The 25,454-nt window shown below is 27.7% G+C and carries 20 protein-coding genes and 2 pseudogenes; 15 read left to right on the top strand and 7 right to left on the bottom strand.

Translation table 4 applies throughout. From position 1 onward, the window contains the following. Nucleotides 1-434: 434 nt before the first annotated feature. Both AACK87_RS04315 and AACK87_RS04310 read right to left on the bottom strand, forming a co-directional pair. Nucleotides 435-1,433, bottom strand: a complete 999-nt coding sequence (locus AACK87_RS04315; protein ID WP_338972014.1) for an NAD(P)-dependent oxidoreductase — start codon at nucleotides 1,431-1,433, stop codon at nucleotides 435-437. A 22-nt stretch (nucleotides 1,434-1,455) separates the two neighbouring features. Beyond that, nucleotides 1,456-2,697, bottom strand: coding sequence for an AEC family transporter (locus tag AACK87_RS04310; RefSeq protein ID WP_338972011.1), 1,242 nt, complete (start codon nucleotides 2,695-2,697; stop codon nucleotides 1,456-1,458). A gap of 389 nt (nucleotides 2,698-3,086) precedes the next feature. Here AACK87_RS04310 and AACK87_RS04305 point away from each other — a divergent pair, with 389 nt between their 5' ends. Continuing rightward, complete coding sequence (locus AACK87_RS04305) at nucleotides 3,087-3,533, top strand: family 1 glycosylhydrolase (RefSeq protein WP_338972010.1); 447 nt, start codon at nucleotides 3,087-3,089, stop codon at nucleotides 3,531-3,533. A 307-nt stretch (nucleotides 3,534-3,840) separates the two neighbouring features. On the opposite strand, the pseudogene AACK87_RS04300 reads toward AACK87_RS04305, so the two are convergent. The 3 genes and pseudogenes from AACK87_RS04300 to AACK87_RS04290 form a co-directional block, all read right to left on the bottom strand. Next, nucleotides 3,841-4,221, bottom strand: a pseudogene (locus tag AACK87_RS04300) (family 1 glycosylhydrolase); the annotation flags it as partial. 242 nt (nucleotides 4,222-4,463) lie between these two features. After that, on the bottom strand, nucleotides 4,464-4,976 hold the full coding sequence (locus AACK87_RS04295) for a DUF4145 domain-containing protein (protein WP_338972009.1): 513 nt from the start codon (nucleotides 4,974-4,976) through the stop codon (nucleotides 4,464-4,466). A 113-nt stretch (nucleotides 4,977-5,089) separates the two neighbouring features. Continuing rightward, the gene (locus AACK87_RS04290) at nucleotides 5,090-6,016 is read right to left on the bottom strand and encodes a hypothetical protein (RefSeq protein WP_338972006.1); all 927 of its coding nucleotides are present in this window, start codon (nucleotides 6,014-6,016) and stop codon (nucleotides 5,090-5,092) included. 321 nt (nucleotides 6,017-6,337) lie between these two features. On the opposite strand from AACK87_RS04290, the gene AACK87_RS04285 reads away from it, so the two are divergent. The 11 genes and pseudogenes from AACK87_RS04285 (at nucleotide 6,338) to AACK87_RS04230 (ending at nucleotide 18,925) form a co-directional block, all read left to right on the top strand. Further along, the gene (locus AACK87_RS04285; RefSeq protein ID WP_338972003.1) at nucleotides 6,338-7,024 is read left to right on the top strand and encodes a hypothetical protein; all 687 of its coding nucleotides are present in this window, start codon (nucleotides 6,338-6,340) and stop codon (nucleotides 7,022-7,024) included. A gap of 408 nt (nucleotides 7,025-7,432) precedes the next feature. Further along, nucleotides 7,433-7,797 (top strand): annotated as a pseudogene (locus AACK87_RS04795) (Rid family detoxifying hydrolase). Between the two features lie 220 nt (nucleotides 7,798-8,017). Continuing rightward, nucleotides 8,018-9,136 carry a DNA recombination protein RmuC gene (rmuC, locus tag AACK87_RS04270; RefSeq protein ID WP_338971995.1) on the top strand — a complete coding sequence of 373 codons (1,119 nt, stop codon included), beginning with the start codon at nucleotides 8,018-8,020 and terminating at the stop codon, nucleotides 9,134-9,136. A 50-nt stretch (nucleotides 9,137-9,186) separates the two neighbouring features. Beyond that, on the top strand, nucleotides 9,187-10,536 hold the full coding sequence (locus tag AACK87_RS04265) for a P-loop NTPase fold protein (RefSeq protein ID WP_338971992.1): 1,350 nt from the start codon (nucleotides 9,187-9,189) through the stop codon (nucleotides 10,534-10,536). A 116-nt stretch (nucleotides 10,537-10,652) separates the two neighbouring features. Further along, entirely contained in the window at nucleotides 10,653-11,408 is a 756-nt protein-coding gene (locus AACK87_RS04260) for an MIP/aquaporin family protein (RefSeq protein ID WP_338971989.1), read from the top strand. 12 nt (nucleotides 11,409-11,420) lie between these two features. After that, complete coding sequence (locus AACK87_RS04255; RefSeq protein WP_338971987.1) at nucleotides 11,421-12,224, top strand: hypothetical protein; 804 nt, start codon at nucleotides 11,421-11,423, stop codon at nucleotides 12,222-12,224. Between the two features lie 99 nt (nucleotides 12,225-12,323). After that, on the top strand, nucleotides 12,324-13,778 hold the full coding sequence (locus AACK87_RS04250) for a glycoside hydrolase family 1 protein (RefSeq protein ID WP_338971984.1): 1,455 nt from the start codon (nucleotides 12,324-12,326) through the stop codon (nucleotides 13,776-13,778). After that, complete coding sequence (locus AACK87_RS04245; RefSeq protein ID WP_338971982.1) at nucleotides 13,778-16,078, top strand: glucose PTS transporter subunit IIA; 2,301 nt, start codon at nucleotides 13,778-13,780, stop codon at nucleotides 16,076-16,078. The genes AACK87_RS04250 and AACK87_RS04245 overlap by 1 nt, the downstream gene beginning before the upstream one ends. Nucleotides 16,079-16,773: 695 nt before the next feature. Continuing rightward, complete coding sequence (locus AACK87_RS04240; RefSeq protein ID WP_338971980.1) at nucleotides 16,774-17,508, top strand: hypothetical protein; 735 nt, start codon at nucleotides 16,774-16,776, stop codon at nucleotides 17,506-17,508. Nucleotides 17,509-17,539: 31 nt separating this feature from the next. Next, a complete protein-coding gene (locus AACK87_RS04235) occupies nucleotides 17,540-18,217 on the top strand; it encodes a hypothetical protein (RefSeq protein ID WP_338971978.1) in 678 nt (225 codons plus the stop codon). A 57-nt stretch (nucleotides 18,218-18,274) separates the two neighbouring features. Then, a complete protein-coding gene (locus AACK87_RS04230) occupies nucleotides 18,275-18,925 on the top strand; it encodes a hypothetical protein (RefSeq protein ID WP_338971975.1) in 651 nt (216 codons plus the stop codon). A 333-nt stretch (nucleotides 18,926-19,258) separates the two neighbouring features. Here AACK87_RS04230 and AACK87_RS04225 read toward each other — a convergent pair whose 3' ends face one another. Further along, the gene (locus AACK87_RS04225) at nucleotides 19,259-19,672 is read right to left on the bottom strand and encodes a hypothetical protein (protein ID WP_338971972.1); all 414 of its coding nucleotides are present in this window, start codon (nucleotides 19,670-19,672) and stop codon (nucleotides 19,259-19,261) included. 423 nt (nucleotides 19,673-20,095) lie between these two features. Here AACK87_RS04225 and AACK87_RS04220 point away from each other — a divergent pair, with 423 nt between their 5' ends. Continuing rightward, nucleotides 20,096-20,824, top strand: coding sequence for an ABC transporter ATP-binding protein (locus AACK87_RS04220; RefSeq protein WP_338971970.1), 729 nt, complete (start codon nucleotides 20,096-20,098; stop codon nucleotides 20,822-20,824). After that, nucleotides 20,814-22,337, top strand: coding sequence for a hypothetical protein (locus AACK87_RS04215; protein WP_338971968.1), 1,524 nt, complete (start codon nucleotides 20,814-20,816; stop codon nucleotides 22,335-22,337). The genes AACK87_RS04220 and AACK87_RS04215 overlap by 11 nt, the downstream gene beginning before the upstream one ends. A gap of 88 nt (nucleotides 22,338-22,425) precedes the next feature. Here AACK87_RS04215 and AACK87_RS04210 read toward each other — a convergent pair whose 3' ends face one another. After that, entirely contained in the window at nucleotides 22,426-22,851 is a 426-nt protein-coding gene (locus tag AACK87_RS04210; RefSeq protein ID WP_338971967.1) for a peroxiredoxin, read from the bottom strand. 575 nt (nucleotides 22,852-23,426) lie between these two features. On the opposite strand from AACK87_RS04210, the gene AACK87_RS04205 reads away from it, so the two are divergent. Then, complete coding sequence (locus AACK87_RS04205; RefSeq protein ID WP_338971965.1) at nucleotides 23,427-25,409, top strand: Vmc-like lipoprotein signal peptide domain-containing protein; 1,983 nt, start codon at nucleotides 23,427-23,429, stop codon at nucleotides 25,407-25,409. Nucleotides 25,410-25,454 lie beyond the last annotated feature (45 nt).

Genomic DNA, 25,454 nt, shown 5'->3' with positions numbered 1-25,454 from the left:
ACTTGATAAAAACTTAGAAATTAGACTAAAAGTGAATAGTAATAAAAGGATTTAAAGCTAATTTTGTTAGTATAAAACTCATTTAATAACAATTGGTAGAGATAAAGATCATGGTTTTAAAAAATGATCATGAAAAAACTTTTAAATATCTAGGGCAATCTTATATTAAAATAATAATTGAGTTAAAACTGAAATATGTTAGATGAAGATATTTTTATAAAAAGGAAATTTTAATTCAAATTCAATTAATTTTGTTAAGGTGATAGAGCTCTATAAAAACCTGCCATTGTCAAGTAAGCGCCTCTAGATATAATCGAAACGAAAATTCAGTTTCAGGATAGTGCAGTAAGGTAATGTAAAATAAATTGAAAAAACAAAAGCTAACTATCATTTAAATAAAAAAAATCATGGAATTTAAATTTCCATGATTTTTTTTATTTAATTTTATTTTTACAGTCACCTGTTTTAATGTATTCTTGTAAGTTCATATAAGTTGTTTCAACCATATTTTTAACAGCTTCATCAGTATAACTACCAATGTGTGGAGTGATTACAACTCTTGGATACAGTTGGTGAAGTTTTTCATATTCATCAACTGGTATAGATTCCTTACCAAATTTTTTGAAAAATATCTGAGATTCTTTTTCAACAACATCAAGTGCCGCTCCTTTTATGTGATTACTTTTTATTGCATCATACAATGCAACTGGATCAAGAATTTCTCCTCTTGAAGCATTAACTAAAAAAGAATTTGGTTTCATTTTACTTAAAAATTCCTTGTTAATCATATGATCATTCTCACCTTTAATATAAGGGCAGTGGAATGTTACTAAATCGCTTTCAGCTAAAACATCATCTAATTTTTTGTACTCAATAATACCTTTTGCATTTTGGTTCTCATAAATATCATAACCAATTACTTTGGCACCCATTCCTTTTCAACCCTTAGCAGTTTCAAGACCTATTCTTCCTGTTCCGATAATACCAATTGTTGAATTTCTAATTTCTTTTGCAAACATAAATGAATCAACCGTGAAGTCCTTTTGCATTCCAGTTTTGAAAGTTGTGTGAAAAATATTTCTTATTAAACCAATCCCTAAACTCAACGCAAGCTCACTAACAGCATTTGGTGAATAGAAGGGAACATATGCTGTTTTCATTCCTAATTCTTCACAAGCTTTAGTATCAATATGATTGACACCAACGGTTCGGGTTAAAACATACTCTACTCCGAACTCTTTCATTTTTAATAAGTTAGCCTTATCAGCGACACAATTTGCTCGCAGCATTACAGCTTTACAGTTTTTTGCAGTATCTATATTTTCGTGGGTTAGTAGTTTTGGTTCTAAAATTAGTTCATAACCAAATTTTTTATTAATCTCATTAAAGAATTCTTTTTCAGTATCTCTAACTCCATAACAAATCATTTTCATAAATTTAAATCTCCTTTAAAATCTAACTGATAAATAATCCAGTAGCTCCAATTGCAGTACCAATGATTACTCAAATTGGCATTGTAACAATAGCAGAAATTGTTGATAATGTTGTTACGTTACTTGCCAACTCAGATTCCTTATCATAGTTAATTGCATATGCCACTACAACATTTGCTGGTGGAGTTGCTGCCATAATAAGAATAACAGTAAGTTGAGTAGAAGAAATGGTTCATCCACCACTAGCTGATCCAATTCAAGCAAACAATACTACAAACAATAAAGCTACAATTGGAACAACCAATACTCTAATGGCAGTTGCATATCAAACCACTTTTGATTTCATTGCTTTTTTAATATTTCCTTTAGCAATAGTCATACCAATTGCTATTCAAGCTAATGGGGTACATATTGCTGCTAAAGTATCCAAAATTGATTTAATTGGTGGGAATAGTAAGTCAATTCTAAGTGGTGAAAATGCTTCTTTACCATCGTATTGAACAGCTTTAATTCCTGGAATTAATTGAGTCGCTCAGATGAAGAACCCTAAAAATGTTGCTATTAGAATCGGATTTAAAAATATCTGTTTTAAATTTTGATTTCTAATTTTTTTACGCTCTGGAGCTTCTTTCAAAAGAATCTCATTGCGAATTTGCTTTTGATTTGAAAGGAATGCTTGTTGTTCTTGAACTGGTAAGTTCTGAAGTTGCAATTTAATTTCTTTCTTTGATAAAAACCCAGCATTTTGAGTTACGATATTCTTTTTACTCATAATTGAGAATCCTAGAGAATAAAGGAATATTCTATAAGGGATATTAAAGTTGTTAGCGGTCGTTGCACCTTCTTTACCATAAATAGCAGTGATTAGCGGAATCCCAAAGAAGGTAGTTGAACCTAAGGCGATACACATTGCAAGTGTATCTTGGATATCCTTGTTGTATTTATAGAAGAAAATTTTTGCCCCCATTGTCATTACTAAGTAGAAAATGAAACCAATCATAATAATTGATAATTCTGATTTCAATTCCTCTGGGGTAACGTCTTTTAAAAATCCATTCAATGCAAGTGAGGGCAACCCAACAAGCATTACTAGACGGGTAAAGGCTTTTTCCCAGTCTTTATTTAAAAAGCCTTTAACTGTAAGAAAAAAACCTAAACCAATTACTGAAATTGTTGCGATTATAGCAGATCAAAGTGATCACGAAACTAGTGTCGTTTTCAATGCATCAGTAATTGAGTTGTTACTAAGTAAAATATTGAACATTATAAACCTCCAAAGTTATTCTAACAAATATAATAAATAATAACAATAATAATTTCCATTGAATGGCTTATTTGCAATAATAATTTACATTTTTAAAGAGAACAAAACCTTACGTCCATATTTTAAAAAAATTAAACCATTTCAAAATTTGACAATTCATAACAATAATTTTTTCTTAAAACATATAATTTATTTAGGAAGAAGTTATTATGAAAATAAAGTTATACGCGCCAGTTGATTGTGAAGTCAGAGACATATAACATTAATCAGATGATGTTTTTTCAAAAAAAACTTTGGATAATAGATTAGTTATTTATTCAAGAAATAGTATTTTTTAATCTCCATTTGAAAAAGAACTAACAACAAAAGAACTATCTGACCAGCGACGTTTGAGATCTATTGTTGGTTGATATCAACAAGTACCAAATGATAATTTAGATAAAACTCAATTTGGTTGAGAAATTGATCCGATTGGATTAAGAAACACATTATGAGAAACCTATGAGCGATACAGACTACCAATTATAATTACTGAAAGCGGAATTGGTGGTTATGATGAATTAGATAAAAATAATGAAGTTAACGACGATTATAGAATTAAATATTATCAAGATCACTTATTGCAATTAAAGTTAGCATTAAATGATGGAGTGCAAATATTTGGTTACAATCCTTGAAGTGCCTTTGACCTTGTTTCAACTCACGAGGGTATAAAAAAGCGATACGGCTTTGTATTTATCAATCGCACCGATGAAAAAATAAATGACTTAAAAAGATATAGAAAAAAAGTTCTCACTGATATTCAAAAATTATCGCCAATTGTGGTGAAGATTTAAAATAAATAGTTTTAACAAACTGAAAACACTGACTCTAAGAGACTATTATTGCTCTCAATAAAAGTTGGTGTTTTTGTTGTGATCATTTATATATCTATTTATAGTGTTGACTTCAAATTTTAGTTTATAAATAATTAAAGATATTTAATAATCTAAAAAATTTGAACTATTTAAAATTAAAAAAATTGCGTGATGAAGATATTCAACAAGATTTGTTTCAAAACTATCTAATTGTTTCAATATCTACAATTTCCTCCAACCAAAACTAAAATCCAAAAACCCAGTTGGCCAATCAACTGGGTTTTTGTTATTTAATATTATTAGCGTTATTCTTAATAAGTCCTTGGTATCAATAAAATGATTTTTTAAAATAGCGTTTCATGTCTTTTAAATTATGTTCGTCTCGATACACATAAATAAATCCGTAGCGTTTTTGAAAACCTTGATGTGAGGAGACTAAATCAATCGCCGTTCAAGGATTGTATGAGATAACTACAACTCCTTCACTTATAGCTTTACGCATTTGGAGAATGTGTTCTAGATAGTATTGGATACGATAGTCATCTTCAACAGTATTGTGCTCATTTAATTGTTCACGAGTTCCTACACCATTTTCTGTAATCATTAATGGTAAGTGATATCTTGAGTATAATTCTCTTAGAGTAGTTCTAAAACCTGTGGGATCTATTTATCAACCATAAAAACTTAAAAATTATTTTCTGTCACGTTTTTACCAAGATTTCTTTAATGTTATAACCTATTTGCTATTTTTAAAACTAGGAAACAAAAAAAGGTCTTTGCGGGCCTTTTTCAAACATTCAAAAGACGTATCTTATTGCTTATCTTTGTGAGCACATATTGCTCTAGTTTCCCTAACATAACTGTTAATAAAAGTATAAAATTTATTATTAAATATTATTAGTTAAGTTTTTAATGATAAATATTATCAATCAAACCCTCTATGATAGATTTTACCAAATTTATTTCTTCGTCTGTGGCTATTTTTATTTGATGGTTCTCCGCGTTACCTATTTTTCTCAGACTCTCCAACTTTTGCTTTCATTTATTTCCAAGTATTCCACTTTTTTCAATTGCTTCAACGCATGTTTGGAAGCTCATTTTTTTGTCAAAATTAAATTTAGTCTCAGATTGTACTAGATGGGCTAATATTTTTCTTCCCAACATTGCTGCTGCAGAATTAAATTTTAAATTAGCACACTTAATAAATTCATTAAATAGTTTTATCAAATTACTATCTTCACACTTATCGAGTTTTTTCAAAATATCAAGGCTTTCGTAAGTCGGAATTAAAGATATTGGTTTTATGTTTCCATTCATATTTAAATTTACCCGATTACATCTGGAACAAATTCACACAATATAATAAGAACCAGGTTCAGTGGGTGAGTAATCAAATCCACCGCCTTGTAATGTTTTTTTCATACTGTATTCGTCGAAGTAAACCCTATTGTGGAAAATTAGAGTTTCTGCAAAAGTAATCATTCCACAATTATGACAAATATAACCCATAAATACCAACTTTCATATTTTTAATTTTAAATAAATTTTTCCATTGCTTCATTCAGGACTTTATTGTCCAAATCTTTTGTTATTTCTTTGTATGTATTTACAAAGTAACTACTTCCCAAATCTGAAAAACCATTAGATTTATAATAATTTTGGAAGTCTTTTTCCTCGCAAAAAACTATAATTTTTTTCTTCAAAGCTTTGGCATACCCCAATTCAAATGAGATGTTAGGTTTTAATTCATTTTTTCCGAAAAGAGACAAATCTACAATAAAATAACTATTATTTTCAATCTCTGCAATTATTTTTTCATTTACAAATTCATCACTTCATGGATCCAACAATTTTAAAGAAAAATTACTTTTTCCAAGAATGCCCTTCAGCACATCAAATTTTGTTTTATAGCCATTGTCCATTGTTGTTATGTAAAACACATTTTTTTGAGCATTTCCTTCTTCAATAGTTCCTACTGCTTCTTCTAAGAAGAAGCTGCTGAAATCTTGGCCCTCCTTATTCATTTTTTGCTTGAACTCAGACAAAACGCGTTCAGTAATAATTTCAAAAATGTTTGAATACTTTTGATTTTTTGAAAAGCGAGTCGTATTTTCATTTTTTTTATAATTATCACCGATAAAACCGATTTCATTTATTTTTTTAAATACATTAGGCTCTAAATAAATTGTTGCAAATTTCTCATACAATCCATCTCCCTTTGATTTGGTGTTGATTGAAAAAAAAGATTTACTTAAACTCTCGAAAAAAGTGGGCAAAAAATTTTTAACTGTGTTGATAGAATCCTGATCTATAATTATCTGACTGCCAAAAAATAAAAACTTTTTCCCTGATTTGTATAAATAATTTTCATGAATTAATCTATCATTTTTCATTAAATTAAAACATAAAAAATTTAATCTTTTTTCATAGTCACTTATTAGATACTTCTTATTTTCTTCCATTTTAAAAATCTCGCAATCCTTATATATAATTTTAGTTTTATTGTCTTAATAAGTCAACACTTTAGCGAATTTGCTGTTTTTTTATTTACTAAAATGAATAATTAGTTATGATATAATTTATTTAAGATTTAAAAAATATTGAAAGCGATAAAAAATATTTTTGTAAGCCACAAGAGCGGGATGTGTAAAAATAAAAATATATACAAATTTACAACTGGTTTGACACCGCTTTTTTATAAAGTCTAAGTGATTGATTATGACACCTAAACCAATATAACTAAAACAATTTTAGGATAGAAAGAAGGGCTATTGAATTAGAATATGAAAAATAAGAGCGAATATAGTATTTTTAATAATTTTGCAGATTTTGTCTTTAATTCTGGTGAAGTTAATCATAAAAAAATAGAACAGAAAATGCGAGAGTTTTTACAAAACGGTTTAATTGTTACGGGCGAAAACAGTTTGGTCGATAATTATAGATTGAAAAGATATTTAGAAGTTGAGATTTGAAAAACGGAACAATTTATATTTAAAAAAAATATTTTTACAGAAAACATGGTTAAAAATCACGCTTCATTTAACAGATGAGTGATAAATAAAATAAATTGTCTGGGCGATTATACAATTTTCTTTCTAGATCAGAACAGATATGAAGCTGAAAGTTTATTCAATAGCCTTGTTAATAGACTGGATGTTCTTGAGCAAGAAAACCTAATTCTTAACGAAAGAAAAAATGAAAAATGAAAAGAAGCTCAGATAACAGGAAAAGAGGAACGGTTTATAAGAGGTACAAATTTCAGAGAATCTGAATTTAACCTAAAGTTAGACAAAGTAGGGATGTTCAAAAATTTTCTTATTCAACATAGAAATACGATAACACACCATTCAAGTTTAATAAAAGTTTTAGATATTAAAGAGGGGAGACCAATAGACGACACCGTTTTTGACTATAAACCACTTTTATTAGCATCTGTACTTTACTATTTACTTTTCTTATTTAACTTGTAAGGTCATAATTATGAAAAAAGCGATATCTAATCGCTTTCTTATATTTATATAGGGTTCATTAAATTTAAATTGCAAGTGCATAATAAATTTAGACCTAGTCACGATGCAAGCAATTGCAAATTGGGAAATGGCGTTTCAGACTTTCTTGTTAAAAATTCAGAATCAGATTAAGTTTAGTTTAAATTGCCATTTTATGAAATTTGAATAAATTTTGAAGAGTGCTTTATCACTCTTTTTTAATTCAAAAAATGTTAAGCAGGGCATATTTTATAGAAGGAAGCCTTATGGTGATGAATTTGGTTCTCATGAGGAATCTTGATTTAGAATTAATATTGGAATGAGTAAGGATAAACAATTAGAATTGATAGAAAGATTGGAAATAATATTTATTTAAAAAAGGAGAAAAAAATGAAAATAATTAAAACAAAATTAGCGCCTGCAGCTATCGGGCCATACTCACAAGCTATTGAGGTTAACAAAATTTTATACACCTCTGGTCAGTTGGGAATTAACCCAGTCACCAATCAAATGGGGGCAGGTATTGTTGAACAGACACAAAATTATTTAAATAATATTGAAGGAATTTTAAATGAAGCTGACTATAAAAAAAAACATTATTAAAGCTTTTTTTGCTAAAAGATATTAATGATTTTGGTGAAATGAACCAAGTTTATGAAAAATTCTTTGTCGGTCATAAACCCGCTCGTAGCGCTTTTCAAGTTGGAGCCCTGCCATTAAATGGTTTAATCGAAATTGAAGTTATAACTTTTTAAGAGGATTTATCTAGTTAAAGATAGTTTTAAAAAAAGTTGAAGAACACAAAGCGAAACGACTTAAAAATAAAAGCCAATAATTTGCCTTTCGTTTAAATTAAATTTACTAAGCAGGTGCAAACCTACTTTTTTTGTTAGATAATCCATTGAAAATTAGTACATTTTAACTATAATTATTTTCAAATAAATTATATAATTAAAACAGCAAAGCGAGGTCTTTATGTCAATACTAGAAATTATATTATTAGTGTTATTACTTGTTTTAATTGTGGTTCTAGCAATCATAGTGGTAAAGGTTTTTAAAAAACCCAGTAGTAATCTAGTAACAGATGGTCAATTAAATGGGGATGCTTTAAAGTTAGAATTGGAGAAAATAAAAAACGATATTCTCACCGACCATTTAAACAAAACCAAAGATGTTGAAGAAAAAATTAATAAACTAGTCACTCACAGCAATTCCAATTCAAATCAACTCTTAAGTGAAGTTACTAAACACATTGATAGTAAGAATGAAATATTACGACAAGATCAAAATAATAAGGCATCTGAAATAAATAACCATTTAATAAATTTAAGCAAAAATACCGCAAATATTGAAACGATCAATAGTGATGTTAAAAGTATTTCAAATTTATTAGTCCAAAACAACAAGGCTGGAAAAGCAGGGGAATACATCTTAGAAAGAATCATTGGTAATATTACTGGATCATCTCATCACCAAAACATTCTCTTTGAAAGACAGTATCAACTAAAGAAAAAGTCTTCTCAAAATAAAGGTTTAATAATTGACTTAATGATTAAAGGAAACGACAGTCGATTTGTTAATATTCCAATCGATAGTAAATTACCTTTTAATGAGTACAATAAAATGTTCAACGATCAAGGAGAATTTATTGGTGACTCTACTAATAACAAAGCCTTTATCAATGACGTTAGTAAACATATTGATAAAGTTAGTGAATATATCTCCATTGAAGACAATACTGTTTATGCGATAATGTTTGTTCCCTCAGAATCAATTTTTAGTTTTATAAATACTAATTCAGATTTAATTGAAAGAGCATATAAGAAAAAAGTAATTATTGCTGGACCAAGTACTTTAATGGCGATAATTTCCTCAGTTGACAAATATATGACAATTTTTGATGACATCAAAAATTACGACAAAAAGTTAGAAGTTTTAAGTAAAGTCATAACCTACTTTGAAAATTATGATAGTAGCATTAATGAAATGTATCAAGAGTTGGAAAAAGTTTTAGATAAAATGAAAAATAATCGAACAAAAGCCAAATCGTTGAGAGGTGAATATCAAAAATTATTAAAAGAAAGTGGAGAATAGAAATAGATAAGATTTAAATTAATTAAAATCAGAAAGAGAGAAACAAAAATTTGAATATTGAAAATATAGCAGAAATAATAACCGAAGCCGCAAAAAAATGACATTGCGGAAAATCAGATTTTAATAACTTTTGTTTATCTGGAAAATGAGGCTCAGGTAAAACAACAGTAATAGATAAAATTGAAAAGCAATCTGAAAAGGAAGGCTACAAGGCTATTGTCTTAAATGCTTGAAATTATGAAATTGTAAGAGATGACACAATAATGCTTGTTTTGAAAGATATTGTGGATCAAATTATTCCTCAAGAAAAAAAATCCCACAATTTAAAAGAAAAGTTTGGAAAAATATTTAGTTTAATTCTTAAAAGCAAAATTGGTATTTCTCCAAAAGAAATTTGAGGTGCTCTTGCTAATGAGAGCAAAAATAATACAATCGAAGATTTAAATTCAAATCATTCAGTTGGAGTTTCATCTCTAATTACGAATGTAATAAGTGAAGTTGTTAAAACAGTTAATGAGTTTGAAAATAACTATATCATTTTTTTTGATGAATTAGATAGATGCTCAAATGAAACCGTACTAACGATTATCACCACTTTTAAGAATATTTTATTTAATATGAAATCAAAAAAAATATTCTTTGTTTGTTCTCTGAATGAAGACCATATAAATTCTATGCTTTCAATCAATTCGGAAAAATATATTGATAAAATTTTTGACCAAAAAATAAGAATCAGTGATTTTATTGAATGAGATAACAAAATTACAGAAATAGAAAATAAATTATTGCTTCAGTACATTAGTCAGAATCCAAATAAGGATTTTAGAAAAATAAATAAAATATACAAAAATACCTTAAAAGCAGGCATAACTTTTGAAAATGATTATGAACAATTGTTTCTTTTTCAAATTTTTAAATTGAAAGAAGACCATTTTGAAGATTACAAAAATGCAATTAAGAGTATTGAAATTGATGATAGCTGATTTTCAAGTCTGTTTAATTTGGAAAATGAAACAGAGGAGGTAAAGCAAAACTTTGATCGTTTTTTAAGTAATTTAAATTATTACAAAAATTCCATCAATGCTTTTCAAATTGAGACCCAACCACCACATGGTATAGGATCTATTTTTAAATTAAAAACAGCAAAGCAAGTACAATTACCTTTATTATACATATTACCTTTTTTTAAATCAGATTTTGATTCTTCTCTGAGTTATGCTAAAAATGATCATAAAAGTCATTACACTACATTCATTGTTGATTATTCAAAAAATAAGAATTTCATTTATGAAAGTTGCATAGAATTTTTAGATTTCTTTTTTGATAATATAAAAAAAAGGCCCATAGTTTGAGATTTTGATTTTGAGAAAATATTGAAAGCTTCAAGAACTATTTATTAACTTTTTAAAGCTTCAATAAAAACAACTAGTTCCCACTTGGGCAATTAGTTGTTTTTACTTTTCAATTAACTTATTATTTTACCCAAAATTATATAATTAATTTAACGGAGGTTATCATGACAAATTGGGATGTTTATTTTTTAAGTGAATTTGTTGGTAGTTTTCTACTGGTAGCCATTGGTAATGGAATTATGGCCAATACTTTTTTAAAAGATTCGTATGGTCGCAATGTTAAATCAAACTTATTGCAAGTTGCTTTTGGATGGGCGAGTGGAATTACTATTGGAATTGTTGTTGGTTTAATGCTTGGTGGAGTCAGTCATCTAAACTTTGCCATTACTTTTGCTTTTATTTTTATGGACTGATTAAAATACTTTCCCTCTTATTGGTTGATCTCAATATTTTTAGTGGCCCAAATTTTGGGATATATTCTTGGACAACTAGTAGTGATAATGATCTATTGAGTTAATATGACTATAACTGCTAAATCTGAAGAATCATTTTACTTGAAAATGAGTTTTTGCTCAGCTGCTAAAAACTATAATAACTTTTTTAGTTTTGCTTCTGAATTTTTAGCCACGATAATTTTTTTAATTGTTTATGTTTTTATCATTTTTAATTTCAATGATGTTTTAAATCCTCAAACATCATTCATTTTTACCTTTATAGCTATTTTAGCAATTGGATTGTCGTTTTCAGGAACAACTGGTTCAGCTATTTCTCCAACTCGGGATTTAACAATGCGAGTGATGTATCATTTATTACCAATTAAGGGTAAAATAAAAGCAGATTGAAAATATGCATGAATCCCCGTAGCGGCTCCATTATTGGCAGCAATTATTATGGGTACAATATTTTTACTAATTTTATAAGGGATTGAATATATGCGACAAGTTTTAGAAGATTTAAATAAATACAAAAACCTAGATAAAAATACGCTCTATAAAACCGTGGCGATTTTTTTACTACAAAATGTACATCAAGTTGGAGACATGAGTATTTCAGATGTAGCTTCTGGTTGTTTTACAAACAAGTCTTCAATAACTAGATTTTGTCAGAGTCTTGGATTTTCAGGATATAAAGATTTTATTATTGTCTTGAAATTAGAAGTTGAAAAAATTACTTTAAATCAAAATAGTATTATCACTCCAACAACAAGCGATGAAATATTTAAAGAGTTTCATAAAACTTTTATTGAACAAATCCAAAACATTAACCACCAAATAAATAAAATTGTTAATTTAGCAGAAGCCGTAATTAAAGCCGAAGATATTTATTTACTCTCAAGTTATGAAAATATTAATGTTAGTGAAGGTTTGAATGAGTACTTACTTTCAATTGACAAGCCTTGCTGGAATCCTAAAAACAAAAAAACTTTTTCTTTTGTAATAAAAAAAATGAAAGTCAACGACATTATGATTATTTATGTATCAGGAGTTGACAATGAGTATTTAATGAAAGTGTTTGCTAACGTTCATTGGCCAGAAAATGTTTATGTGATTTGTTCACTATCACAATCAAAAAAGTTTGAAAACATTGCTCGTGATAAAATTATTATCATTGATCCTGTGGATTCACGATTTGATAGCAACTACAAAGAAATTTATTTTAACTACATTAACCAACAAATAATTAATATCATTAATTCAAAAATAACTAGAGGAAATGAACCAACATTCTTACTCTAGTTTTTTTGACAACAAGTTGCAATATGCAAAACTTTTTCCCAATAAAATCTTTTTAAATTTTAAAACAATTTTGGAGTAATAATTTAATTGGGTGATGAAATGAAAGAATTAAAAAAAGATTTTTTATGAGGAGCTGGAATTGCTGCCAATCAAGCAGAGGGTTACACTAACGTTGATGGCAAAGGAATTTCAACTGCTGATGCTTGACCGATTGATAAAAATTTTGATGTTAATAATGTCATCGAAGGAATTACAATGACTCAAGAAAAAATAGCTAAGTACTTAGACCCAGTCAACGACTATTACTTTCCAAAAAGAAATGGAATTGGATTTTACAAGACTTATAAAGAAGATATTAAAATCTTATCGGAGTTAGGATTAAAAATATTTAGAATGTCAATTGCATGAACGCGAATTTTTCCTAACGGAGATGAAGACAAACCTAACGAAGCTGGTTTAAAGTTTTATGAAAATGTTGTTAACGAATGTTTAAAGTATGATATTAAAGTTTTATTCACTCTCCAGCATAATGAAATTCCATTAGGGATTGCCCAAAATTATGGTGGCTGAAATAATAAAAAAGTTATTGACTTCTTTGTTAACTATGCAACTAGTGTGATGAAAAGATTTAAGGGCAAGGTTCAATACTGAGTGCCTTTCAATGAATTTAATCATTTGGGCTTTGACAATACAGCAATATATGATGACACCAAAGATTTAGTTAATCAATCTTATAATGCTTTTCATAATCAGTTTGTTGCCAATGCCAAAGTTATTAAATTGGGAAAAGAAATTGATTGTGAAAATAAATTTGGAACTATGCTTGGGTGAATGTTATCTTACCCACTGACTTGTCATCCATTAGATGTTTTAGAAAACTATAAAAAAATGCAAAAAGAAAATTATTTTTTTGCTGATGTATTTTTAAAAGGAGAGTACCCTTGGTATGCAACAGATTTATTTAATCAACTCAAGGTTACATTAAAAACTACTCCAGAAGAATTGGGATTAATAAAAAATTACAATGCAGATTTTATTGGCTTTAGTTATTACTCTTCGGGAACTGCGACTTATCGCGACGATATGAAAGTTACTGGAGGAAATGTCGCTGCTACTGGGGTTAATGAGTATTTAGAAAAAACTGATTGGGGCTGACAAGTGGATCCAGTTGGTTTAAAAATCGCCATGTTAGATTTATATGATCGCTATCAAAAACCGTTATTCATTTTAGAAAATGGCATCGGAGTTAAAGAGGATAATCCTGATTTAAAAGTTGTAAACGATCACTATCGAATTAAGTATATGAAAGATCATATTGATCAAATCAAGTCAGCGGTAAGTGAAGGTGTTGAGTGCTGAGGTTATTTAACTTGATCCGCTTTAGATATTATTTCCTTCTCCACTCATCAAATGTCAAAACGTTACGGTTTAGTTTATGTTGACCAAGATGATTATGGAAACGGAACTAAAAAAAGAATTAAAAAAACATCATTTGAATGATACAAAAAAGTAATTAAATCAAATGGGGATACTTCTATAAAGGAGGGATTGTAATGAAGACAATTAAACTACTAGCACCTTGTGATGGTGTTATTAATGATATTAGTGCCATGGATGATCAAGCTTTTTCAAGTAAAAGTCTTGGTGATGGATTTTGTATCACTCCAACTAACAATACTTTTTATCCGGTTTTTGAATCTGGAACTATTCCAATGATTTTTGAAACTAAACACGCCATTTATTTTCAAAATGATGATATTAATTTGTTGATGCACATTGGTATTGACACAGTCAAACTAAACGGGCAAGGATTTAATCTTTACAAAAATGTCAATGATAAATTTGTCGCTCAAGAAAAAGTAGTTGATGTTGATTTGAAGTTATTAAAAACTAAAAAAATCTCATCACAAACTGCTTTAGTAATTGAAGATGATATTTTAAAAAAATATCAATTGACAAAATCAATAACAAACGGTACAGTAAAAGCTGGAACAATTATTGGTTCACTAACTTTAAAAGCTGATGAAACCAATATTAAAAAGTCGGTTTTAAAAGCCAAGGTTATTAATGAAAGTGCGGGCTCATTTTTAAATCTAGTTGGAGGTCAAGAAAACTTTAGTGATTATCGTAACTGTTTAACTCGATTAAGATTTACTATTTTAGATAAAGATAAAGTTGATACTGAATCTATTAGTAAAAATGAACTAGTAAAAGGATTGGTTTGGAATGGAAGCGAATTACAAATTGTAATCGGTTCTGAGGTTCGTAAAGTTAAAAACTCCTTAGATGAAATTTTAAAAGCAAGTATTAAAAATATACCAACAGCCAATAAGACTAAGGTTGTTTGATATCGTCGCTTATTACAATTTGTGGTGGCGGTTGTTGTTCCATGTTTGCCACTAATGTTTTACACTGGACTAAGCAGTGGGGTGGCCGCCTTATTCCAACAACTAGGTTGAGCACAACCAGGATGAGAAGGTTTAGGAACATTAGATCCGTTCTCAGCATTCTTAATTATTAATTCACGAGTTGGATTTATGCTTTTGGGAGTATTTTTTGGATACACCACCGCTAAATATTTTGATGCTAATCCAATATTAGCGTTACTAATTTGTTTAACATTATCAAGTCGACTATTATTTGGGGTTGAATGACCAATTATTGCTAATGTTTTTGGTGATCGCAGTATTAGTTGAAAAGGATATGAAAATTCAGTATTAATTTATATTATTGCTGTGATTGGCTACGCTTACTTAAATCGCTGAGTCGAAAAATGAATGCCTGACAGTGTCTCAAATATTTTTACTCCAATTGTAAGTGTTGGAGTCACAATTAGTGTTGCATTCTTCGTGGTTGGACCTTTTGTAACTTTATTTGAAGAAATCTTAGCAAAAGGGGTTTTGGTATCACTAAAAATTCCTTTTGGAATCGGACCACTTCTGGTTGCCTTCTTATTACAACCACTTGTATTAACTGGAGCGCATTTAGCTTTATCAACAATTGTTATGCAATCAATGATTAACACAGGTGAAGCTTCAATCTACTTTGTATGTGTTGGGCTTGCTGCATTTGGTCAGGGTGGAGCAGTATTGGGAGCTGCCATTCGTAGTAAAGATTTAGTCTTTAAAAGAAATGCTTATGGAATTTTCCCAATAGCAACTGTTTTTGGAATTACTGAACCAGCATTATATGCGATTACTTTGCCAAAAGGAAAACCATTTATTAGTGCTTGTACAGCTGCAGGAATCGGAGGATTTATTGCTGGTCTAATTAACTTAGAGATGAACAACTATACAGGTAATGGGGTGTTCTCTGCATTAGGTTTCAATAGTTTGACAAATATTTGGATTTATTTAGCCCTGGGAGCTGGAGTTGTTGGGTTAGCCTTATTGTTTACTTTACTAACATATCGTGAACGTGCAGATGAGTACAAAAGTGTTGTTAGTTTAAATAAACACTTAAGCAAAGTTGTTAAAGAATTAAGTGAAGATAATCAAAATAGCTTAAATTCTGTTAGTGAAAAAATTCAACAACAAACTAGTTTTATTGAACTACTTGAAGCTAAAATCTTAGCAGATCAAAAAAATAAAGAAAAAATAACTAAGCTTAAAAAGCAAAAAAATCTTAGTGAAAAAAATCAAACTTTGTTAACAAGTTTTGAAGAGAAAAAAGAAATAATAACAGTTGATATTGACTTGTCACTGCAACAATTAAGCGATTATCAAAACCAATGAGGGGATGAAATTAATGAAATTTTGAATAATTTAGAATTTAAAAATGATCAAACTAAAACTAAAATTGTTAAAAAATATGATCAAAAAATAAAGTCTCTTAATTTAAATTATGGAGTTTAAAAAAACCAAGAATTTATGAAAATAAATTCTTGGTTTTTGCTTTTGTGCTTTTTGGAAAATTATAGAAGTTTATGTTTTGAGAGTGTTAATTCGGTTGTTTTATGTAACTTTATACCAATCTTTAGTTGAATTCGTTATTTACATAAACTTTCAATTTATTAATGGTTTGATTAAAATTATAAAAATATCTCGTAATAAAATTTAGAACAATTTAAATTAGCATCGAATTATCATCAAATATTTAAACTTCAATATGTTGCTTGTGGCTATAATAAAAAAACTAATAAATATTTTGTTAGCTTCGATTAACTTTTGACTATCCAAAAAGTTTCTTAAGATCATTAAAAATGATTATTGTCTGAGGACTACAACACCTTACTTCAACAAAATGGCGAAAGAAAATTGATTAATAAATTAAGGCAATCCATGGATAAAATTTCAGTTATGCAAAAATTATAATTGTTTAAATTACAATTACTAAAAAGCCAATCCACTAAAATCAGTTTTTACTTTTACATTGAAAATATTTTTACCTAACAATTAAAATTAGCCTTGCTTTATTTAGGTAAACGAAATAATTTTTCGATTATAATTTGGTGAATTTTTACAAAACTTTAGAGGTTCTATTAAAATCTTTTTTCCGTCTAATTGTTTTTATTTGAAAATATATATATAATAAAATAGATAGGTGAACAATGAAAAAACTAAAAACTCACAATTTAATATTTTTTTGGTTACTAACTTTTTTTATTAGCTTAACTTCTATTCTGTCTCTTGTTGCTTATTTTTCATTACAAGTGATAGACATTAAAGATCTACCAGGGGTTGATGAAGATTTTTTTAATGGATTTATTAATCAAAACTCAAAGTATATTAATTATTTTTATTTCTTTCCAAACAATATTTTAATGCCTTTTAGTCCCTGAGTTCCAACAACTGGTTTTTATGAGTATTATGATTTTTTTGTTCTTTTAGTATTACCGATGTGTCTTGTTTGATTTTTCCCGGTATTCAAAATAATGAAAAGCTGAAAAAAAGAATTTCGCATTTGGGGAATTGAAAACATTTATTTATTTTGTATACCACTAGGATTTCTAATATTTTATTTTTTCCACTGCATCACTTATTTGAATTGTGATTTATTTGAAATAATCTTTAATAAAACACTATTTGAAACTTTTGATAAAACATTTTTAATAGATAAAATAGGTATTGACGAACTAAATGCACAATCAAAAATAGTTATTGATGGGTTAAAAGATTTGCATCAATCGAGAACTGATGGGTTAATCATTGCTTCAACTGTATTTGGATCAATTAGCTTAATTCTTGGTACTTATGCAATAACTTTCAATTTACTACTTGCCAAGAAAATAATTAATAAATCAAACCTGGAGAATCAAGTAGAAAAACTAGAAGAATGGAAATAATGAGATTTTCCAATAGAGAGAACAACTATTTATGAAGTATGATAAAAAATTAAGTATAGCATTTGCAGTAATACTTGCCTTGTCATTATTATTTTCATTGCTAATAACAATTTTGTTTATAATTATGTCATTTGATAGTGTTTTTCTCGAGGATATTCCAAATGTAGAAAGTGATTATTTCAATGGTTTTGTGAATCAAGATGGTAGAGGCACAAAATTAACTACGTTCACTGCCGGGTCAATGTTATTTTCATTTGGAAAACTGCCAATAACTGATTTTGAATTAATCGGCTATATCACAGTTTTGCCGCTGTTAGTTATTAATTCGATTCAGTTTATTTGAATAAAAGACATAAAGCAAAACAAGATAACCGAGAAACATATTTTATTTTTTGGATCAATCACATTCATATTGATTACAAATATATTAGTACAATTAATACTTTTCTTAAATCCTAATATTATTGAAGTAACTTTTAGAAAAATAATCTTTGGAAATTATGAGAAAAATTATCTAATTAAAAATGTTGGAGCTGAACAACTTGAAGAACAAATAGCCAATGCTGTAAAAGGGTTAGAGTCGATTTATGATCACAAATATCAAACTTTCGTGATTATAATGTTGACTATAGGTTTTTTAACTTTGCTAATTATAGTGCTAATACTTATATATAAAATCTTCTTTTTAGATGAACAAGACGATGATTAGAAAAAATAGGATAAATATAAAGTGATAAATAAAAAAGAAGACAGGAATAAATAAATTATGGAAAAATTAATTAAATCAAAAGACAAGTGAGTAGTGATTTTATGGTTCGTTATTGGAGCTTCACTTATTCTTTCTTTTGCATTTTTTGTAGTAATGATAGAGGACAAAATTTATATAAGAGATTTACCAAATATTGAAGATGATTTTTTCAACGGTTTTATAGTACAAAATGTATATATCTACAATAAGGCATTTATATCTTATAGATATCTTATTTGAGATTTTGGGAATAATTTATTTAAGCTAGGTCATAAAATGGTTATGTTGTTTCTTTTCGTAATTATGGGTGTGTTATGTCTGGCATTTCATTCTGCATGATATGGTATAGAGCTTAAATGAGCAAGACTTTTTATCTACGTTTCCACATTTTTCAATTTATTTATATTAATCGCTCTTTGTGGAACTTTGAATAAAAATAATTTTGATGAAAATTTCATAAAACAAATATTTGATATTTTTGGAAAAGATTTTTTCAGTACTGAAAAACTAAAGATAGAACTTGAGATATTGAAAGATTCAATTAATCAATCGGTAAGTTATTATAAATATTTACCATTAAATATTGTAGCCTTGATCTTGACTATAATAACTATTGTTTCATCAATTTACTGAATAGTTATTGATAAAAAAAACTATCAAAAAAAATAATGAACATCAATTTATTGTATGGTGCTCTTATTTTATCTTTGCTAAAAAATTAAAATAGTTATTTTTCAAATTATTAATTGTTAAAAATACTGACAAATTTAAAAACTCTTGAAATAATTTTCAAGGGTTTTTAATGTCTGATTAATTTAGGGAAGCACAGTTAAAAAAAGTGGAAAACTAAATTGAAAGTTCGCTTTTTGTTGGTTGGTATGTAAAGAAATAAATTCATCCAAAAAAAGGCATCAAAAGGAATGCGAATCTTACATCATTATAGAAGTCAGAAGATTTTTGAAAGATTACTATTATTCAAATAGAACCGGTTATGAAAAATGCTTAACTTGCTAATCCAACTACTAATAACATATAAATTGTCAAATTGTTTATAGTGATTAAATTTATTGAAGCAAAAGTTAAAAATAAAGTAAATGAAGAGGATCACACCGTTAGTAAACCAGAAATAATTCACATTAGCATAAAAAATATTTTTTGATTTATTTTAAACTTACCAATATTCATGAAAAAAAAGTTATAGGTTTTATTAATTGACTTAGGGCATTTTCTAACATAATTTCTAAAAAAATAAATAATAGTCATCAATAATAATATTCCCAAAGTGATTAACATAATCACTACTGACTCCCATCTAAAATTTTCTTGCAATGCAAAGGTTCATCCCAGAGTCAAATTGAATAAAATCATCAGCAAAATTCAAGATATTATAATACTAGAAAATAGTTTATTTGTCATATTATTTTTACTCCATTCTTGATCCTTTCTTTAATCTTGAATTAAGTTAATTATAGTCATAAAAATTTAGTTGTAAATGCTATTTCAAAATAAATTAAAATATTCAAATCCAATAGTTTTGAAAACTCTAGTAATCGAAAAGAAACTTGCTCCAACTTCTGCTTGTATATAATATGAAAACACTTTTAAAAAATAGATAATGAATCTTAAAGTTATTTTATTAATTTTAATAATAATATAGAATAAATGTGATGTATAATTACACTATAGTTTCAGAATTTAAAAAGATTTACAGTTTATGAAAGTATGAATTGAGAAACTCGGTTGTTATTTGGAGGTCATTTTTAAAATGAAACTTTATCAATCAATGAATAAATAATTTATCAAATACAAATATTATTTTAACGGAAAGTTGGATCTACCATGCTTAGTGTAAAAAATATTAATAAAAGTTTTAAGAAAAATGATGTTCTTAAAAATATAAATATAAATTTTGAAGCAAACAAAGTAACGGGATTGTTGGGAAATAATGGAGTTGGAAAAACAACGCTTTTAAAAATAATTTTTAACGAATTGGTTCCAAATGATGGTGAAATTAATTTAGGTGATCACCAAATTAAACCTCAAGATTATTCGAAACTGCATTTTTTTACAGAAAATAATGAATTACCTAAAACTCTATCAGTCAAAGAATATTGCGAATACTATTTAGGACTAAGATTCATGAAACCATTAAGTAAAGAAAAAATATCTCAATTAGATTGAATTTTTGATTATAACAAGCACTGTAAATCAAAAATTGAAAGGCTATCAGCGGGAGAGAAAAAAATGCTTTCTTTATTTATTCTGTTTTTAGCTGAATCGGAAATATACTTTTTTGATGAACCAACAGCTAATTTAGATTCTGAAAACAAAAATATAATAATAACCGCCATGAAATATTTGAAGTCTGAAAATAAAACAATCATTATTATAACCCATTTAATTGAAGAGGTATCCCAACTCTTAGATAATATTGTTGTTTTCAAAGACGGAGAAATTGTTTATGAAGCTAAGTGCAAAGACTTAAAAAATATAAAAGAAACTTACGCCAAAGTAATTGGTCAAAGTAGCGAGTCTGAAATTATGAGGAAGCTTAAAAATGAAAAATAATCACTATTTAAACTTATGTAAAAACCTTTTTTTAAGGTTAATTAAAAACAAAGGTATTATTGTGTTGTTTTCACTAACTATAATTACAAATGTTGCTTTGAATTTCATAAGCATTTGAATGATGTATTTAAGCTCTACTTCCTTTTTGGAGCGAAAACCACTTCTAAATAGTTTTCCAATGATTATTACCTTATTTTTAACTGTTTTTATTTGCATGATTGGAATTAAAATTTTTTGTGAACATTACGATGAAAAAATTATTGCCTTAGAAAAACGCGTCGGTTATTCAAATAAAGAGATTTATTTCTCAAGATTGACAGTATTGGCAGCAATCTACTTGATAACTTTAACAGCGATTCTTTTATTAAATTCAATTTTTTACGGTTTTAGTATCAAAGGTATTATTTGTAAAAGTTTGTACTTTAATCCGGTGGGTTGATATTTAATTTGGGGTTTGATGATTTTTTCATTAATAGTTATTTTATCGCTTTTTTTAAAACCTGTGGTCATTTTAATTTTAAGCATATTTGTGATAACTTTATTAGAGATTTCGATTATTATGGTTGGACCCGTTTCTTCTGTTTTTACAAAGCTAAATGAAACACCTTCTGGAGAAGAGATATTAAAAATATATACAAATCAAAATATGGCTGATGAAATAAAAAGTTCTCCTTTTTCTCTTGATATATATAAAGAAGCAATTGAAATTTACGAGCAAATAGAAGATGAAAATGAGGGTCCACGATGGGAATCTGAAGAAAAATTTTTAGTTGGACCAGCAGCATGGGGTAAAGGGATGGTCTATAATAAAGAATATCCTAACTACAGCGAAATGGCACTATACTTTCATCAAATTTTTGAGAATAGCCCAAGATGATCAACTGGGTTTGAAGAATTTTATAGTTTAACAAATTCTGAAGAATATGCAAAGCTAAAAAAATTTAAAAAATCTTTAGAAAATAAAAATACTGAAAAAAAATACAATTTTATAAACAACCTTTTAGATGATTTATTTGATAATCATTGATTTTTACGAGAAATGGATATAAATACAAGAGGAAACATAAGTAGTCCCGGAAAGTATAGTTCTTTAATTGAAAAAAACTATTATAGCTCCTTTGAATACAATTTTTTCTCATGAATTAATCAAATATTTTTGTACACAGAACTTACAAAAAATGAATTTTTTGAAAAAAAATTTGATAAACTAAAAGGTGAGTTAAATGCATTTAGAAAATATAATACATTCACTATTTTTGGAAATTTATCGCTAATGTATTTTGGAAAAAGCTATGGCAGACAATCTTTATACACCCAAATATCAAATTATCAATACCTTTCTGGTCAAATTCTGAACCTTAAGATAACCAAGGAATATTTGGAAGATGATGAAATCCACTATGATTTTAGTGAACCTGTTAGTGTGGTTGGGATGTATTTTGCTTATGCAATTTTAAGCATCACAATTTTAGGAATTTGCTACTTCCCTTATCGTTATAAGTTTTCAAGATAGTTAAATTTAAACCATGATAAACTAATCTTGAAATCAATTTAAAAAAGCCCTTTAACTATTTAATGTTAAAGGGCTTTTTATTTTTTTATTATAACTTCATTAAGACTTCATCAATATGTTTAGTAGTGTCAACACTTCTAAATTCGTGTAATATATTCAGGTCTTTATCTAAAATAAAAGTTGATCTGTCTTCTTCAGCGGGTTCAGTACTAGTGAGCACTTTGAATTCATTATGTAGGGTTAAATCAGTATCGCTTATTAATGCATAGTTTATATTGCAAGTTTTTGCAAATATTTCTTGCGCCATTTTATCATCTCTTGATGTTCCCACAATTTTATACCCTTTGTTATTTATAGCCATGGCATTTTTTTCATAAGCTTTCAATTCCATAGAACAATGATCTGCATTTGCAACTGGGTAAAAGAATAATACCAATCCTTTTTCGCCAGTCAGCTCACTAATCATTTTAGTGTCCCCGTTATCTAGCAAGTATTTTTCAGTTTTTCAGTTCATATTTTACCTCCTCCAATTCCTATTTGACAATAAAAATATTTGCAATAAAATTAAATTTATAATTTTAGCGGGAGTAATAAATTAATATTCTTGCAAGATCTAAAGCATCTTTTAAATAATAGGGATTTAACATAATATCAGTCATACTTTAAATCAAGAGGTAGAGTACTTTTCTCTTTGTTCAAAACCTTACTCTGATAATAAACCATTATCGAAAAATGTGTTGATTTTTCTAAAAATTTTTTAAATTGGTAATTTTTTCAAATTTTGTTTTTTAAAAAATTAATCAAAGACATTATCAAAGAGTTATTCCTTAATAAACAAGGCAAATAAGTGTGTCAATCATTCTCAATTAGATGTATTTTAACTCAGATTATCCATATTTTACCTTGAATTATTCGCTTATTTATATATAATTAATATGTAAATTAAAAATACTTGTCTAATAGATTAAGCGCCAAAGTTAAATAATTAAAACCTTCGACAAATAATCAACTAAAAAGTAAAATTTTACTATTAAAATTATAATTTTCCATAAAATAAATAGTGTGGGAATTCTGAAAGAGGACTAAAAAATGAAAAAACTATTATCTATTTTGAGCGTTATTTCCATTTCTATAACAGCGCCATTAACTGTTGTTTCGTGTAACAAGAAGCAAAGAATTATTGAAGATGAATTTGATTATCAGGAATTAACCAATGATTTAGTATCCCAAGTTCAAGAAATTTATAACAGAAATTTGGAAGAGGATTTTTTAAATCACAAAATAGTCACTGAAGATCAAGCGCTCTCTGTTTTTGACTTCATTAGCTTTGAGAATTTAGCAAATCAGGATGAAAATCCCGATTTAAAAGACCAAAACTCTGATTTTTTTAAAAATATTAAAAACGATTTGAACGAAATAATTAATTACGAAAAACTGAACAGCGAAATTAGTGAAAGCATTATCTCTGATATCAATTACAAACCGATTATAAAAAATAGTGGGAAATTTTTTCAAAAGTTTGAACTTAATAATCTGAAAATCATTACTCAGCAAAGTGCATTAGTATCGGTTTATTTCACTTGAACTGGAACCTACGAAGTTTTAACTGGAAATAACGATGAATATGCAAGCTACACAGCCGATTATCAAGGAATCATAAATATTGTTTCAGAAGAAGATGTTGCTTCAGACTTAACAGAATTAAATAAAAATATCAAAACAAAACTATCACAATCTGCAAATGATTTTACTTTCATTTCTGATTCTGGCGATCTAGAGATTAATGCAAAAGAAATGGATGTCGATGAAGAATTAAAAAAACAAGTAGGGGACGTTATTAAATCTGCAAATGATAATCCAAAGTATAGTGTAGACCTTGAAACAGCAAAATTAAAAGTTAATAATTCAACTGCTCAGGTGGGTTCAATTGCAAATTCAAAATTTAAATATAATTTAGAACGTCAAGATGATTTTGATCCAGATTGGTCACCATCAAAACCCACAAGCTGAGAAGTCGATTATGATTACGTCCATCCCGAGTGATGGGAAGAATTAATGGGCCCAGTGATGAAAAAAGAAGAAGGAGCTACTGAGTCTTTTATCGATAAATTAACCTCTACAGATCAAAAATGAGTTGATCATCAGATACCAGAAAGTGTTATGAAAAAAATTAATTCAAATTCAAATATCACTGTTTCTGAGCCGATTAATCATTTTAATTTAATAGACAACCTAAAAGGTAGTGCCTTAGAAAAACAAATAAAAAGTTCAAACTATGAATTTGCTATTGATGAAAAAAAAGATTTCAAAACTATAGCTGCTTATGGGGGAGAATTTGTTGGAACAAAAATAAATTTTAAATCTTTGGGTGAAACTGTATCAATGGACCTGGAGAACTATTTTGTTCCTATTAAGCAAAATACTTCATATGGTAATACACAACTACTTTACAAAGAATTTTTAAAAGCTGCCATTACTTTCCAACAAGATTTTTTATTTAACGACCTTGAAGGTTATCTAAAGGACTTTTATTTGGGTGATGAGAAACCAAGAGATATTAAATGAAGTGAATACAACAACAGACATCACTTTGTGGTGTTAGACGTTCCAGATGATTTAAGAACCTTTATGGCAAAAAAATACAAGGAAGATTCACCACTTTTTTATTCTGAAATTATGAGTCAATTAATTGAATACAAATTATTCAGCGAATCACAGGACGTTAGAAAATTTAATTTATCTTCAGATTTTACTAGTGGATCTAGTGATTCATATACAAAGTACTCTTTGATCTTTAGTTATGGAGATAGATTACAGAGAAGATATATAGTTAAAAACAATAATTTTGATTTAATATCCAGGGCAGATACTATTAACTTGAGAGCCCCAACTTATGCTCCTGAGCTAAGAACTTATTTCTTTTCAAATGGTTTAAAATCAAAATCAAAGCAGACTTATTTCAGTTTTGGTAAAAGATCAGATTTGGAATATCTAAGTTGGGACGAAAAAGTATGAAAAGTAAACGATCGAAAGATGATGTTTAATTTTAATCCGTATGACTACTTGGACTAGGATGATTAATTTTTTAGAGTTTATTACATTTATTATTTTATAAAT

The organism is Spiroplasma endosymbiont of Panorpa germanica (assembly GCF_964019765.1).
Taxonomy (GTDB): Bacteria; Bacillota_I; Bacilli_A; order Mycoplasmatales; family Mycoplasmataceae; genus Spiroplasma_B.
This window is presented reverse-complemented; position numbering and strand designations above follow the sequence as displayed.